General features: G+C 61.8%; 14 protein-coding genes. 5 read left to right on the top strand and 9 right to left on the bottom strand.

Annotation, left to right across the window (positions count from 1 at the left end; translation table 11 throughout):
- Positions 1–109: 109 nt before the first annotated feature.
- Positions 110–1339, bottom strand: a complete 1230-nt coding sequence (locus KZJ38_RS02760) for an MFS transporter (protein WP_219798688.1) — start codon at positions 1337–1339, stop codon at positions 110–112.
- Between the two features lie 375 nt (positions 1340–1714).
- Between KZJ38_RS02760 and KZJ38_RS02755 the strand changes: the two genes are divergently transcribed.
- A complete protein-coding gene (locus KZJ38_RS02755; RefSeq protein WP_219798687.1) occupies positions 1715–2401 on the top strand; it encodes an orotate phosphoribosyltransferase in 687 nt (228 codons plus the stop codon).
- A gap of 171 nt (positions 2402–2572) precedes the next feature.
- On the opposite strand, the gene KZJ38_RS02750 is transcribed toward KZJ38_RS02755, so the two are convergent.
- On the bottom strand, positions 2573–3322 hold the full coding sequence (locus KZJ38_RS02750) for a response regulator (RefSeq protein ID WP_246641625.1): 750 nt from the start codon (positions 3320–3322) through the stop codon (positions 2573–2575).
- A gap of 307 nt (positions 3323–3629) precedes the next feature.
- Between KZJ38_RS02750 and KZJ38_RS02745 the strand changes: the two genes are divergently transcribed.
- Complete coding sequence (locus KZJ38_RS02745) at positions 3630–4271, top strand: YbhB/YbcL family Raf kinase inhibitor-like protein (RefSeq protein ID WP_219800089.1); 642 nt, start codon at positions 3630–3632, stop codon at positions 4269–4271.
- A gap of 225 nt (positions 4272–4496) precedes the next feature.
- Positions 4497–5444, top strand: coding sequence for an N-acetyl-gamma-glutamyl-phosphate reductase (argC, locus tag KZJ38_RS02740; protein ID WP_219798686.1), 948 nt, complete (start codon positions 4497–4499; stop codon positions 5442–5444).
- Here argC and KZJ38_RS02735 read toward each other — a convergent pair.
- Together KZJ38_RS02735 and KZJ38_RS02730 are read right to left on the bottom strand one after the other, a co-directional pair.
- Positions 5390–5869 carry a hypothetical protein gene (locus KZJ38_RS02735; protein ID WP_219798685.1) on the bottom strand — a complete coding sequence of 160 codons (480 nt, stop codon included), beginning with the start codon at positions 5867–5869 and terminating at the stop codon, positions 5390–5392. The two genes, argC and KZJ38_RS02735, sit on opposite strands and share 55 nt — an antisense overlap.
- A 78-nt stretch (positions 5870–5947) precedes the next feature.
- Positions 5948–6817, bottom strand: coding sequence for an NAD(P)-dependent oxidoreductase (locus KZJ38_RS02730; RefSeq protein WP_219798684.1), 870 nt, complete (start codon positions 6815–6817; stop codon positions 5948–5950).
- A gap of 116 nt (positions 6818–6933) precedes the next feature.
- On the opposite strand from KZJ38_RS02730, the gene KZJ38_RS02725 reads away from it, so the two are divergent.
- Both KZJ38_RS02725 and KZJ38_RS02720 read left to right on the top strand, forming a co-directional pair.
- A complete protein-coding gene (locus KZJ38_RS02725; protein ID WP_219798683.1) occupies positions 6934–7710 on the top strand; it encodes a Mut7-C RNAse domain-containing protein in 777 nt (258 codons plus the stop codon).
- A 121-nt stretch (positions 7711–7831) separates the two neighbouring features.
- Positions 7832–8761, top strand: coding sequence for a DMT family transporter (locus tag KZJ38_RS02720; RefSeq protein WP_219800088.1), 930 nt, complete (start codon positions 7832–7834; stop codon positions 8759–8761).
- Positions 8762–8809: 48 nt separating this feature from the next.
- Here the strand turns inward: KZJ38_RS02720 and KZJ38_RS02715 are convergent, their stop codons facing one another.
- From KZJ38_RS02715 to KZJ38_RS02695, 5 genes are all read right to left on the bottom strand, one after another.
- Complete coding sequence (locus KZJ38_RS02715; RefSeq protein WP_219800087.1) at positions 8810–9070, bottom strand: hypothetical protein; 261 nt, start codon at positions 9068–9070, stop codon at positions 8810–8812.
- Complete coding sequence (locus tag KZJ38_RS02710) at positions 9067–9264, bottom strand: hypothetical protein (protein ID WP_219798682.1); 198 nt, start codon at positions 9262–9264, stop codon at positions 9067–9069. The genes KZJ38_RS02715 and KZJ38_RS02710 overlap by 4 nt, the downstream gene beginning before the upstream one ends.
- 395 nt (positions 9265–9659) lie before the next feature.
- Positions 9660–10853 carry a zinc metallochaperone GTPase ZigA gene (zigA, locus tag KZJ38_RS02705; protein WP_219798681.1) on the bottom strand — a complete coding sequence of 398 codons (1194 nt, stop codon included), beginning with the start codon at positions 10851–10853 and terminating at the stop codon, positions 9660–9662.
- A gap of 260 nt (positions 10854–11113) precedes the next feature.
- Positions 11114–12016 carry an aspartyl/asparaginyl beta-hydroxylase domain-containing protein gene (locus KZJ38_RS02700; RefSeq protein ID WP_219798680.1) on the bottom strand — a complete coding sequence of 301 codons (903 nt, stop codon included), beginning with the start codon at positions 12014–12016 and terminating at the stop codon, positions 11114–11116.
- Between the two features lie 325 nt (positions 12017–12341).
- The gene (locus KZJ38_RS02695; RefSeq protein ID WP_219798679.1) at positions 12342–13979 is read right to left on the bottom strand and encodes a gamma-glutamyltransferase family protein; all 1638 of its coding nucleotides are present in this window, start codon (positions 13977–13979) and stop codon (positions 12342–12344) included.
- Positions 13980–14029: the final 50 nt, after the last annotated feature.

Below are 14029 nucleotides of genomic sequence, written 5' to 3'. Positions count from 1 at the left end.
GGGTAACAGCAGATAGCATCGCGAAAGATCGGGCTGCTTGTCACGCTGCAATGCGAAACGAACGCCATGGGACGCCGTGGATGGCGCCGCAGCGGCTCGATTCAGCCCGTCATTCAAGTGCGGCGCCGCGGCGCTCGGGAATCAGCAGCAGGGTCGCGACGATGTCGAGCAGATAGATCGACGCGAGCAGCGCCAGCGCCGCGCCGAACGAGTAGCGCGCCGCAAGCGAGCCGACGACGACCGGCCCGAATCCGCCGACCGCGCGGCCGAGATTGAAGAGCACGTTCTGCGCGGTCGCGCGCGCCTCGGTCGGATAGAGCTCCGAAATCAGCGCGCCGTAGCCGCCGATCATCCCATTGACGAACATGCCCATCACGGCGCCGCCGACGAGCAACGCATACGGTGTGCCGAGATGCGCGTAGACGAACACCATCAACACCGCGCCCGCCTGATAGAACAGAAACGTCGGCTTGCGCCCGAAGCGGTCCGCGGCGATGCCGAACAGCCAGATGCCGACGGCCATGCCAAGCACGGTCACCGCAGTCCATAGACCGGAGCGTGTCAGCGAATAGCCGAACGTCTTCGACAGGTACGTGGGCAGCCAGATCATGAGGCCGTAATAGCCGAAGTTCTGCACCGAGCAAAGGATGGCGACCCCGACGCTCGTGCGTATTGCATGACAGTCGGCCACGAGCAGCCTGAGCGGCTGCGTGCGCATGCCGCGCGCGACGCGCTCGCTAAAGAGCGCCGGCTCCTCGACGCGCCGCCGCACGACGAACGACAGCACGGCCGGCAGCAGCCCGATCGCGAACATGCCGCGCCAGCCGACGATGGGCAGCAGCATCGGCGTGAGCAACGCGGCCGCGAGCACGCCCGTCTGCCACCCGAGTCCGACATACGACGAGACGCGCGCTCGCTGCGACGCGGGCCACGCTTCGGCGACGAGCGTCATGCCGATGCCGAATTCGCCGCCAAGGCCGATGCCGGCGATCGTCCGGTACACGAGCAGGTCCGCATAACCTTGCGCGAGCGCGCATAGGCCGGTGAACACCGCGAACAGCAGGATGGTCCACGTCAGCATCCGCACGCGGCCGAAGTAGTCGCTCAATACGCCGAAGATCAATCCGCCCGCGACCGCGCCGATCAGCGTCCACGTGACGAGCGAGCCCGCCTGCGCCGACGACAGATGCAACTCCGCCGCGATGGCCGGCAGCATGAAACCGAGGATCAGCAGATCGAAGCCGTCCATCGCGTAGCCGAGCGCGGACGCGATCAGCGCTCGCGCGGCGTAGCCGGGACGGGCGGCGGGGCCGGCGGTATCGGAAGTGGCAAGGTTCATGGGGTCGGTCAGGGAGGCATGCTTGTGCGCCGTTCGCGAAAGCCGCGTGAGTTTAATAGCCATGCGGGCGCGTCACAAGCGCGGTCAAAAACGTCTGCGACGCCCACGTCGAAGCGGCCACCGGCCCGCGCAGCGCTCGTCGGACGAGCCCGAATCGGGTAAAATTGCGGGCTACGCGCAGCAGCCCGGTTCGCCGCAGTTTGGCCCGCGTTCGGCCCGAAGTGCCGCCCGCTTCTGCGCTGGCGGCTTTGTACAGCGTTTGAGCGCAGTGGCTTCGCAGTCACGCGACACGCCTGAGCACAGCGCCTTCCCTCCCGCTTGGCTACGTCACAATTTACGTGCACGCGTTGCGTGCACCACACCCAAGGACCGCCCATGACAGGCTTCGATCGCCAGACGATCTCCGACACGACCGCCCGAATGCTGCTCGAAGTTCAGGCCGTGCATTTCAACGCTGAGAAACCGTATATCTTCACGTCCGGCTGGGCGAGCCCGGTGTACATCGACTGTCGCAAGCTGATTTCTTATCCGCGTCTGCGCCGCGGCCTGATGGAAATGGCCGAATCGACCATTCTTCGCGACGTCGGCTACGAGCAGATCGATGCCGTCGCGGGCGGCGAAACCGCCGGCATTCCGTTTGCCGCATGGATCGCGGACCGTCTGATGGTGCCGATGCAATACGTGCGCAAGAAGCCGAAGGGCTTCGGCCGTAACGCGCAGATCGAGGGTCTGCTCACCGAAGGCCAGCGCGTGCTGCTCGTCGAAGACCTGACCACCGATAGCCGCAGCAAGATCAACTTCATCAACGCGCTGCGCACCGCGGGTGCGACGGTGAACCACTGCTTCGTGCTGTTCCACTACAACATCTTCAAGGAAAGCGTGTCGGTGCTCAAAGACATCGACGTCGATCTGCACGCGCTCGCAACGTGGTGGGATGTGTTGCGTGTCGCGAAGGAAGCCGGCTACTTCGAAACGAAGACGCTCGACGAAGTCGAGAAGTTTCTGCATGCGCCGGCTGAGTGGTCGGCAGCGCACGGTGGGGCGAACGCAGCACCGCAATAAGGTGACGTAATAAGTTGACGCGGTGAGTCGATGCATCAGATCGAATATCGCCGCTTCAGGTTAAAGAAAGAGAAAGCCGCACATCGTCGTCACACGATGTGCGGCTTTTTTGCTTTGCTAACTAAATGAACATGCGTGAACACTCGGGAACGCGCAGCGCACCGTTTCCCATCACGGTTTGTCCGTCGCTCCCGCTTCGCCTGGCGTTCCCGCCTCGCCGGCTTTGCCGGGATTACCTGGATTGCTTGCCTCGCCCGGCGCATAGGACGACAGATTCATCAACCCGTTGCTTTGCGCATACTGGAAGAGTTCCGAATCGCGCTCGAGACCGAGCTTGCGCATCGCCGTATTCTTCTGTGTGCTGATCGTCTTGATGCTGCGGCTCAACTGTTCAGAAATTTCCTTGATGGTCATGCCCGATACAAACAGCCGCACGACCTCGAGTTCGCGCTTCGACAGGATCACTTCATCGTTTTTGCCGCCCGCGTTCATGCGCAACGTTTCCAACGCTGCCTTCACCGACGGGCTCATGTATTCGATATTGCGCCCCACGTGCTGAACCGCGAGGCCGATATGACTCAGATCGTCGGCCTTGTTGACCACCGAGATCACGCCAAGCTCCGAGAGACGCTTCAATAGCGCCGCGTTCTCGAGCATCGTCAGTACGACGATCGGCAAGTCTGGAAAATTGCGCCGCAAGTAGCCGATCAGCGGCAAACCATCGCCGTATTGACCGCCCGGCATTGCGAGATCGGTGACGAGCACGTCGCACGCGACGGTCTGCAGCACTTTCACGAGTTCTGTCGATTGGCGCGCACGCGCCACGACCTGAATGCCCGGGAATTTGAGCAACGCCTGCTCGGCGCCAAACAAAATCACCGGATGGTCGTCGGCCACGACGACCTTGATTGGATTTTGCATCGCGCTCCCTTCGCCTGATAACCCACGCTCCGAAACTTCAGTCATCCAACTATTCTTTAGTTCTAAATGTCTTGGGCTTGCCACTGCCCGCCAGTGAGCGGGTGTCCGACTATAGCCGATTTCGCCCGTCACTGGCCGTCTCTATCAGGAACAACAGCGACAAAGAATGGCCTCGCACAAGCGTAATGTTAGACTCGATTCGGCTTCACGGTACAAAACAGGGACAATATCATCGTGGTCACATGGCAGCGGGGTCAGCGCTAAAGGCGTTCACTCCATTTTGCTAGTCGCTCAGGAGAATCGGCACATGCGCATGCGTTGCTCGAACGTTCGCCTTTCCACGTTTCGATTCTTTGCAAACTTTCACGCATTTTTGTTTGCTGCTTTGTTGATTGCTGTTGCAGCGTGTCTCGCGCCAAATGTTTTGACATCGGCGAACGCACAAACAGCCCAACCGGCCCAACCCGTTGCCTTCACTATGTCGAGCACGAGCTTCAAACCCGGCGGCACTGTGGGGCAAGCGCAAGTGTTCAACCAGGATGATTGCAAGGGCGGCAACCGGTCGCCGCAACTGTCGTGGCGCGATCCGCCGGCGGGCACACGCGGCTTCGCCATCACAATGTTTGACACCGATGCTCCGGGTCGCGGCTGGTGGCATTGGGCCGTCGTCGGCGTCCCCGCCAATGTCGACCACTTGCCGGAAAACGCAAGCGCATCCGGTTACCTCAGCAAGATTGGCGCGGTCGAAGCGCGCAACGACTTCGACGTCGATGGTTACGGCGGCCCCTGCCCGCCGCCGGGCAAACCGCATCGCTATGTGATCACCGTCTATGCGCTCAACACCGCCGACTTGCGCTTCGGACCAGGCCGCCCCGCGCTGATGTTCGACCACGAGATCAACACGGCGACGATTGGCTTCGCACGCATGACGGTCATGTACGGCCGCTGATCGTTGATGACAGTCACGTGAACGTTGCGGTGCGGGTGTCGGTGTGAGTCAGGGCACAAGCAGCGGTACGTGCGCCACGTTTGCTTACACGTTTTTCTCGCGGCGTCGCGCACGTCGCGCCATCCGGTCTTAAAATGTCGGTCCGGCGCCGCAATGGACCACAGCGGATCACCCGCAGACCATCGCAGCCTTCAAGGCGCCCCGGTTCACCCAAGCGAGATCGAGATGAGCACGAAAGTTTTTGTCGACGGACAGGAAGGCACGACCGGCCTGAAAATCTTCGAATATCTGTCGCAACGCGGCGACGTAGAAGTGATGCGCATCGATGAAGCGAAGCGCAAGGACCTTGACGAGCGCCGCCGCCTCATCAACGCGTCGGACGTCACCTTTCTTTGTCTGCCGGACGTCGCATCGCGCGAATCGGCATCGCTCGTCGAAAACGATCGCACGGTGCTGATCGACGCGAGCACCGCGTTCCGCACGCACGCCGACTGGGCCTACGGCCTGCCCGAACTGGCCCGCGCGCAGCGCGACCGCGTGCGCCATGCGAAGCGGATTGCCGTGCCCGGCTGCCATGCATCGGCCTTCGTGCTCGCGATGCGGCCGCTCGTCGACGCCGGCGTCGTCGCGCCCGATTTCGCGGCGCACAGCTACTCGCTGACCGGTTACAGCGGCGGCGGCAAGAAGATGATTGCCGAGTACGAAGCGGGCGGCAACGCGAAGCTCAATAGCCCGCGCCCGTACGCGCTCGGTCTCACGCATAAGCATCTGCCGGAAATGGCCGCGCATACGGGCCTGACGTCGCCGCCGGTGTTCACGCCGATCGTCGGCAGCTTCTACAAGGGGCTTGCGGTCACCACCTACTTCTCGCCGTCGCAGCTCGCGAAACGCGTGACGCCGCAAGACGTGCAGGCACTGTTCGCCGAGTACTACCGGGGCGAGGCGTTCGTGCGCGTCGCGCCGTTCAATGCCGACGACAACCTCGATACGGGCTTCTTCGACGTGCAGGCGAACAACGACACGAATCGCGTCGATCTGTTTGTGTTCGGCAACGAGGAACGCTTCGTCACGGTGTCGCGTCTGGACAACCTTGGCAAGGGCGCGTCGGGCGCGGCGATTCAGTGTATGAATCTCGCGATTGGCGCCGACGAGGGCGCCGGATTGAAGCCTTGAGCGGGTAGCGGGCACAGGCCGATAGCGTCGGTGCGCATCGGCTTGCGTTGTTCGAGCAACGGATTGACCTGATGAAGGCTGGCGATGAAACGCCAGCCTTTTTCTTTTCCGGCTTTCACGCCAACCGATCGGCAGGCGCCGGGCGGTGACCGGCTTTCACGCCAAGCGACCGGCGGGCAATGATCCAGGCGGCAAAAAGCGGATAAAAAAAAGCCCGCCGAGGTGGCGGGCTGAATCCATATCAGAGGAGACATGGAGGAGACAGGAATCACTATAGCAAAAGGTTTGGTGCGACGCAACAACTTGTGAAAACGTCCGCTCTCCTGTCGTGGATCGGCCACAACCGCCGGAGAGCCCCGTTTCATATGGCAGTCGCGCGATGCTTTTTTGTGCTCTGCGTCATGCGCGAAACATCGTTCGCACATGACGCATATCCCGGGCAATCGCGACCGCACGGCGAAAATGCCGCCCCGACCCAGCGCCCAGCGCCCAGCGCCCAGCGCTCAGCGCCCCGCGCGGCGCGCCGCGACCTGCCCGAGCACCGCAAAGTCCTTCTCGCCGTCCCCATGCGCCATCGCCTCGATCAGGCTGTCGCGCACGACGCTCGCGACCGGCAACGGCGCATTCACCGATTCCGCCGCGGCAAGCGCGAGCCGCACGTCTTTCATACCGAGGCGCGCCTTGAACAGCGCCGGTTCATAGCGCTGCTCGGCAATCATCTTGCCGTAGCCCTGATACACGACGCCCTGAAACAGATTGCTCGTGATCACGTCGAGAAAATCCTGCATCGCGACGCCGTGGCCGGCCAGCATGGCCGACGCTTCGCCAAGCGACTCGATCGCCGACCCGATCAGAAAGTTCGTTGCAAGCTTCATCACATTCGCCTGCTGCGCGAGCGAACCGATGCGCCAGGTTTTTTGGCCCATCGCGTCGAGCACGGGCTGCACGCGATCGATCGCTTCGGCCGGACCGGCGGCGACGATCGTTAACTTGCCGGCCGCGGCCACGTCAGGACGCCCCATTACCGGCGCCGCAACGTAGTTGAGACCGCGCTGCGCATGCTCGTGCGCGAGCTCTTCGGCCAGCGCGACGGAGATCGTCGCCATGTTCACGTGAATCTGCCCGCGCGGCGCCTCATCGAGCACGCGAGCGTTGATCACCTCGCGCACCGCCGCGTCGTCGGCGAGCATCGAGAACACGGCATCGCCGGTGAATGCCTCGGCAACCGAACCGACCACTTGCGCACCCGCTTGCGCGAGACGCTGCGCGCGCTCGGGCGAGCGGTTCCAGACGCGAACCTGGTGCCCGGCTTTCAGAATGTTTTCGACCATCACGGCGCCCATCTCGCCGAGACCGATAAAACCGATGTCCATCTATGGCTCCTCTTCGACAGAACCGGAAGTAAAGCACAAGCCAACGACCTGTGCAGATTCGTTTGGCGATTCACGAAGCGTCGACGGCGGCCCGCGCGCTAATGCGATACTGACGCATGGTCACCGCGACTTTCCGCTTCTACGAGGAGCTGAACGACTTTCTCGCCCGGCCGCTGCGCCGGCAGTCGTTCAGTTGCGCCTGCGCGCGCGACGCGACCGCGAAACACATGATTGAAGCACTCGGCGTGCCGCATACCGAAGTCGAGTTGATTCTCGTGAATGGGGAATCGGTCGGTTTCGATCATCCGTTAAAGGACGGCGACCGCGTCGCCGTCTACCCAAAATTCGAGGCACTCGATATCCGCCCGCTGTTGCGCGTGCGCGAGCGGCCGCTGCGCGTGCTGCGCTTTATCGCCGATGCGCACCTCGGCGGTCTTGCGCAACTGCTGCGCCTCGCGGGCTTCGACACGCTCTACGACAACCATTACGCAGACGCGCGCATCGAAGCGCTCGCGCTCGATGAAGCACGCATCGTGCTGACGCGCGACCGCGAGTTGCTCAAACGCCGCACAATCACGCATGGCTGCTATGTGCGCGCGCTGAAGCCCGAAGCGCAATTGCGCGAAATTTTCAGGCGCCTCGACCTCGGCAGCAGCGCGCACCCTTTCCGGCTGTGCCTCACCTGCAATGTGCCGCTGCGCCGCATTTCGAAAGACGAAGCCGTGGGCCGCGCGCCCGAAGGCGTGCTCGAGCGGCATTCGCAGTTCGTCACCTGCGACGTATGCCGGCGCGTGTTCTGGGAAGGCTCGCACTGGAAACGGATGCGCGCGTTGATGGACAGCGTGACAGACGGCGCGACGGACCACGTGAAAGACAGCGCGAAGCGCCGCTAGACCGCGTAGGACGGCTGCACAATTTTCGCAATGGTGCGGTCCGTTATCATGTCCGGCTTGACCGTGAGAATCCGTCCGCTTGAAAACCACGACTCGACAACACCTGCGCGCGAACCTGCTGATGCTCGTCGCGGCGATGATCTGGGGCTCCGCCTTCGTGGCGCAGCGTCTGAGCTTCGACGCGATCGGGCCATTTCTGTTTACCGGTTTGCGCTTTCTGCTCGGCGCTTGCGTGGTGCTCGTGCTGCTCGCGTGTGTGCGGCCATTGACAGCCGCGGCGAAGCCGCGCGTTGAAGGACAGTCGCCTGCGCCGCTACCTGCACCGTCACCCGCGTCACCATCACCAGTCTGCTTCACGCTGCTGCGCGACGGTGCCTGGCTCGGCCTCGTGCTCGCCATCGCAATTTCGGTGCAGCAGATCGGCATGCAGTACACGAAAATCGCGAATGCCGGCTTTATCAGTTCGCTGTACGTCGTGATCGTGCCGTTGATGGGCGTCGTGCTGCGCCATCAGACGGCGCTCGGCACCTGGCTTGGCGCCGCGCTCGCGGCCATCGGCATGTATTTCCTCAGCGTCGACGAGCACTTTTCGATGCTATACGGCGACTGGTACCAGCTCGCCGGCGCGCTCGTCATTTCCGTGCAGGTCGTGCTCGTCGGACGCTTCGCGCGGCGGCACGATCCGCTCGTGCTTGCGCTCGTGCAGTTTGTCGTATGCGGTCTGATCTGCAGTGCGATCGCGCTGGCGTTCGAGCCGGTTCGCGCGGCTGACATCGTGCGCGCCGCGCCGACCATCCTGTATGGCGGCGCGCTGTCGGTCGGCGTCGCGTACACGATTCAGGTGGTCGCGCAGAAAGACGCGGCGCCTGCGCACGCGGCAGTGATTTTCAGCATGGAAGGCGTGTTCGCGGCGTTCGCCGGCTGGCTCGTGCTCGGGGAAACGCTCACCGCGCGAGCCGTATTCGGCTGTCTGCTGATGTTGATCGGACTGATTGTCTGCCAGGTGATGCCGATATGGCATGCGCGCCGGCAGTCGGCGTCGGTTGGCTAGGAGCACGTCGCGGGCCACGCGTTACTCACATTACCCGCACGACTCCTGCTAAGCAGCCTCAAACGCAAACTGCTCGCTTAGCCGCGTCACCCTGTCGACGGTCGGCGGAAACACGCACCAGCATCCGTCGTCGTGCCTGAAGAAAAACAGCGCACGCGGCCCATCCACCGACGACGCCTCCACGCGCACATAACGCGTGCCGTCGTGACGTGTACGGCCGAAATGCGTGACGCGCAGCGGTGTCGCCGACAGCGGCGCGAGCCACTTCTCGACAAGCAGGCGCAGCGACTGATCGCCGGCCGCCTTCACGACGTTCTCCAGCTCGGCTTGTCCCACGCCTCTTCGCGAGCGGTGTCGCGGCTCTCGCGTTCTTCCTCTTCCGCTTCGATCTCCGCCAGTTCCATCTCGCGAATCACCGCGGCCGCACGTAATGCCCTGCAGTTGGCTGAACGACGGATATCGGAAAGCACCCTCACCATCTGTCGCGTTGTTCTGCGTTTCATAGCACACCCCCGCACTGCACAAGAGACTTGATAAAGCACTTTAACTTTATGCCTGATCACACGCCGCTGTATAGTTTTTGACGAAATAGCAACAGTCGAATTTCAATTAATCGATCTTGCGTGTCAGTGGCTTCACTTTGCGCGCGTGAGATATCGCCGGTCTGTGCGCTGACGACCGCAACGACGAAAGAACTTCAGACAAGAAAATGCGCGATTGGCGCGGGATATGCAGTGCGCGGCGACCAATGCCGCGCACGCTATAAGGGGTGGTGTTTTGCCGCTTCGTTCGTTGTCTTATTGGTTGTTCGCACAACCAGCGCTTCACCTTTTGAACGCGGCATCGTTCGATGCTCCGCGTTCAATTTACGCATGAAAACACACGCGCGAAACTGCGATTACTGTCGTACCGCCCAGGAAGGAAACGGATCGTCGAAGCGAAGCCATTCTTTGGCGCCGAGCGAGAGTTCGTAATCGTCGAGCAGACACGCATCGAACGCCGCGCGCAGCGTCTCCTCATCCATCCTCGTGCCGATCAGCACGAGTTCCTGCTGACGGTCGCCAAACGGCATCTCGGAGCGGCTGCGAATCACTTCCAGCGCTTCGGGACTTTGCGGCCACGACGCTTTCGGCACCGCGGCCCACCATGTACCCGCGCGCTGGTGACGAGAAATCGCGCCAGCCTGAGACCATTCGCCGACCAGATCGTGACGCGACGCGAGCCAGAAATAGCCTTTCGAGCGCACGACGCCGGGCCACTCCCGCTGGATCCAGTCGAAGAAACGCCGCGGATGAAACGGACGCCGCGCGCGATAGACGAAGCTCGTGATCCCATACTGCTCGCTCTCCGGAATATGCTCGCCGCGCATTTCCTTGAGCCAGCCCGGCGCTTGCGCGGCCGCTTCGAAATCGAAGAGACCCGTGTTCAGAATGCGGTCGACCGGCACACGTCCGAAGTGGCTTTCGACAATCTGCGCACGGCCATTGAGCGCGCGCAGCACGCCCTTGATCCGCTCGAGGTCGCTCGCGCTCACCATGTCCGTCTTGTTCAGCACGATCACGTCGCAGAACTCGACCTGCTCGGTCAGCAGATCGACGACCGTGCGTCGATCTTCTTCGCCCATCGTCTCGCCGCGGTCGGCAAGAAAATCGTGCGAACCATAATCGCGCGCGAAGTTGTACGCATCGACGACCGTGACCATCGTATCGAGTTGCGCGACATCGGAGAGACTGCGGCCTTCTTCATCGCGAAACGTGAACGTCTCGGCCACCGGCAGCGGCTCCGAAATTCCCGTCGATTCGATCAGCAGGTAATCGAAGCGCCGCTCTTGCGCAAGACGCTGGATCTCGACGAGCAGATCTTCGCGCAGCGTGCAGCAGATGCAGCCGTTGCTCATCTCGACCAGCTTCTCGTCGATATGCGACAACTGGCTGCCGTCGCGCACGAGTTGCGCATCGATATTGACTTCCGACATGTCGTTGACGATGACGGCGACACGCTTGCCTTCGCGGTTGTTCAGAACGTGATTGAGCAGCGTCGTCTTGCCGGCGCCTAGAAAGCCGGATAACACGGTTACAGGAAGCTTGTTCATGGATCGCTCGTGCAAAGGGTTCATTGAACGGACAAAGCCGGGTATCGATCCGCGAATGTTATAATATAACGTCTGGCTGACGCAAAAACTTTGCGTCAGCCATTCAGATAGGTGAAAGCGCCACCGCCGCACCGCGAAAGGCGTCGCAAAAACAAAAAGGCAACGGGCTGCATAGGCTGCACCGTTGCCTTTCGTTTGACGCTTTCAATTTAACGCGCCGCGTTGCTCGCGAAAGCGCAAGCAGAGCAGCACGGAGGAATTCAGATCAAATAAAACACGCCAGCGATAACCGAGCCGAACAGCGTCCATTTGACGACGTAATAAGTCGGTCGATGCCACGCCTTGATCGTCTTGCCCGCGCGCCGAATCGCATAGACATACTTGAACATCCGGTTCAGCAAGCCGGTACGGTCGCCCACTTCATTGGGCGACGCGGCCGCGCGCATTAATGTATTCGACACGAGCCGGTTAAATGCCGAGGCCCAGCGAAACCGCATCGGCCGTTCGATATCGCAAAACAGCACGATGCGCGACATGTCCGTGTCGTTCTTCGCGTAGTGGATATACGTCTCGTCGAAGATTACTTCCTCGCCGTCGCGCCAGTAATACTGCTGGCCGTCGACGTCGATATAGCATTTCGGGTCGGCCGGTGTAACGAGGCCAAGGTGATAGCGCACGGACCCCGCATACGGATCGCGATGCCGCACGAGACTCGCACCGGGCGGCAATTGCGCGAACATCGCAGCTTTCACCGATGGAATGCTTTGCAGCAGCGCGGTCGTGTACGGACAAAGCGACTCAGCCGACGGATGCGGCGCGTCATACCATTTCAGATAAAAACGCCGCCAGCCGGTCTTGAAGAACGAGTTAAAACCGATATCGGTGTACCTGGCTGCCGCGGCGATTTTCTGCGCGGCATCGACGGCCAATGCCTCGTCGCGAATCTTCTGCCAGTTCGCGCGCAGCGGCTCGAGTTCGGGAAACCACGACGACCTGATATAAGGCCCAGGCTTGATCGGCGACAGCAGATAACACCAGATATTGATCGGTGCGAGAAACGTCGAATGGTCGGACAATTGCCGCCAGAATTTGAAGCGTTGCGTGCCGCGGTTGAACACATAAACCGCGCTTATTACAAACCACGCCAGAACGATCCACCGCATGATAGCTCCGGTAAATTCTTCTTAATGAAACTGTCAAAAAAGTTTAGCGTGGATGCGAATTGAATGCATGCATGTTGGCTAACCTATTGATGCACAAGACGTGCCTGAAGAAACGTGCGAGTGCAGGGCCGCAAATGCAGGCAAAACCGGAAGCAACGGGAGGGAAAGCGGGCGCGATTGGCGCAAAGCCAAGGTTGCGCGATCGAACAGGAAGGAAGGGGGAGGAAGGGAGAGAGGAAGAAATCACACGGGCAGGCAATCGAACGCCTGCCCGGCGGGTGAAACATTCAGGCAATGAACCGCGCGGCGCGAGGCCGCGCGTCGCCTAGAAGCCGGCCGCCAAGCCGTCGCGGCGGCTGTCGCTTGCCGCGACATAACCGCGTTCCGGATCGTTACGGTCGAGCCTCCAGATGTACTGGCCCGAGCCGAAGTCCATATACGGATCGTCGAACGACTTGATCTGGTGACCGAGTTCCTGCAGCCCGCGCGCGGTCTCGGCCTTCAGTGTCGACTCGATATCGATCGTGAAGTCGCGGTTGACCTTCCAGCGCGGCGCATCGCACGCGGCCTGCGGCTGCTGGCCGTAATCGAGCATACGCACGATCGACTGCAGATGGCCTTGCGGCTGCATATCGCCGCCCATCACGCCGAAGCTCATCACCGCTTCGTCGCGGCCGTTCACTTCCTGCGTGAGGAACGCCGGAATGATCGTATGGAACGGACGCTTGCCGCCTTCCACCACGTTCGGCGACTTCGGATCCATCGAGAAACCGCAGCCGCGGTTCTGCATCGACAGGCCATAGTCCGGCACGACGATGCCCGAGCCGAAGCCCATATAGTTCGACTGGATAAAGCTCACCATCATGCCGCTTTCGTCGGCCGCCGACATATAGATCGTGCCGCCCGACTTCGGCATGCCGAAGTTGAAATGCGTCGCGCGCTTCGGGTCGATCAGCTTCGCGCGCGACTTCAGGTACGCGTCGTCGAGCATCTGCTCCGGCGTCACTTCCATCGAGCGCGGGTCCGCCACATAGCGATAGATATCGGCGAACGCGAGCTTCATCGCTTCGATCTGCAAGTGCTGCGATTCGACGTTGTCCACGGTCAGCGACTTCACGTCGAACTGTTCGAGAATGCCAAGTGCGATCAGTGCCGCAATGCCCTGCCCGTTCGGCGGAATCTCGTGCACCTTGTGGCCGCGATATTCCTTCGAGATCGGCTCGACCCAGTCCGCGCGATAGTCGCGCAGGTCGGCGGCCGTCATCGCGCCACCGTGCTCGCGCGAGAACGCGGCGATGCGCTCGGCGATCTCGCCCTCGTAGTAGACGCGCGGGCCTTTTTCGGCGAGCAGACGCAGCGTTTTCGCGTGGCCCGGATAGCGGATCAGTTCGCTCACTTCAGGCGCGCGGCCGTGCGGCATAAAGGTCTGCGCATAGCCCGGCAAGTCCTTGAGTTCCGGCACCGCGGCCGCCCACTTGTGCGCCACGACGCTCGCCACCGCATGGCCGCGCTCGCACACTTCGATGGCCGGTTCCATCAGATCGCCGAACGGCAGCTTGCCGAACTTCTTGTGCAACGCTTCCCAGCCCGCGATCACACCGGGCACCGTCACCGAGTCCCAGCCGCGCTTCGGTTGAATCGCGAGGCCGTTTTCCTCACCGTATTTGCGCTTGAAGTAGTCGACGTTCCACGCAGCGGGCGCCGTGCCCGATGCATTGAGGCCATGCAGCCTGGCGCCGTCCCAGACAAGCGCGAATGCGTCGCCGCCGAGTCCGCACGACACGGGCTCGACCGCCGTCAGCATCGCGGCCGCGGCGATCGCGGCATCGACTGCGTTGCCGCCTTTCCACAGCATCCGCAGGCCGGCCTGCGCGGCAAGCGGATGCGACGTCGAAACGATATTGCGCGCAAACACAGGCAGGCGCTGCGTCGGATAAGGGTTTTGCCAGTTGAAACGTGTCATGTGAAACTCAAACGGATGAAAGGTTTGAAAGAAGCCAGCGGTGCAGCGGT

This window comes from Paraburkholderia edwinii, assembly GCF_019428685.1.
Classification (GTDB): domain Bacteria; phylum Pseudomonadota; class Gammaproteobacteria; order Burkholderiales; family Burkholderiaceae; genus Paraburkholderia; species Paraburkholderia edwinii.
This window is presented reverse-complemented; position numbering and strand designations above follow the sequence as displayed.

What these genes read in the sequence shown, in the direction of transcription:
- KZJ38_RS02745 (WP_219800089.1), top strand. Translation starts at nt 3,630, where the DNA reads ATGCGCATGCGTTGCTCGAACGTTCGCCTTTCCACGTTTCGATTCTTT.
- KZJ38_RS02700 (WP_219798680.1), bottom strand. Translation starts at nt 12,016, where the DNA reads ATGCGGTGGATCGTTCTGGCGTGGTTTGTAATAAGCGCGGTTTATGTG.
- KZJ38_RS02695 (WP_219798679.1), bottom strand. Translation starts at nt 13,979, where the DNA reads ATGACACGTTTCAACTGGCAAAACCCTTATCCGACGCAGCGCCTGCCT.
- KZJ38_RS02750 (WP_246641625.1), bottom strand. Translation starts at nt 3,322, where the DNA reads ATGCAAAATCCAATCAAGGTCGTCGTGGCCGACGACCATCCGGTGATT.
- argC (WP_219798686.1), top strand. Translation starts at nt 4,497, where the DNA reads ATGAGCACGAAAGTTTTTGTCGACGGACAGGAAGGCACGACCGGCCTG.
- KZJ38_RS02720 (WP_219800088.1), top strand. Translation starts at nt 7,832, where the DNA reads ATGCTCGTCGCGGCGATGATCTGGGGCTCCGCCTTCGTGGCGCAGCGT.
- KZJ38_RS02730 (WP_219798684.1), bottom strand. Translation starts at nt 6,817, where the DNA reads ATGGACATCGGTTTTATCGGTCTCGGCGAGATGGGCGCCGTGATGGTC.
- KZJ38_RS02760 (WP_219798688.1), bottom strand. Translation starts at nt 1,339, where the DNA reads ATGAACCTTGCCACTTCCGATACCGCCGGCCCCGCCGCCCGTCCCGGC.
- KZJ38_RS02735 (WP_219798685.1), bottom strand. Translation starts at nt 5,869, where the DNA reads ATGTGCGAACGATGTTTCGCGCATGACGCAGAGCACAAAAAAGCATCG.
- KZJ38_RS02725 (WP_219798683.1), top strand. Translation starts at nt 6,934, where the DNA reads ATGGTCACCGCGACTTTCCGCTTCTACGAGGAGCTGAACGACTTTCTC.
- KZJ38_RS02755 (WP_219798687.1), top strand. Translation starts at nt 1,715, where the DNA reads ATGACAGGCTTCGATCGCCAGACGATCTCCGACACGACCGCCCGAATG.
- zigA (WP_219798681.1), bottom strand. Translation starts at nt 10,853, where the DNA reads ATGAACAAGCTTCCTGTAACCGTGTTATCCGGCTTTCTAGGCGCCGGC.
- KZJ38_RS02710 (WP_219798682.1), bottom strand. Translation starts at nt 9,264, where the DNA reads ATGAAACGCAGAACAACGCGACAGATGGTGAGGGTGCTTTCCGATATC.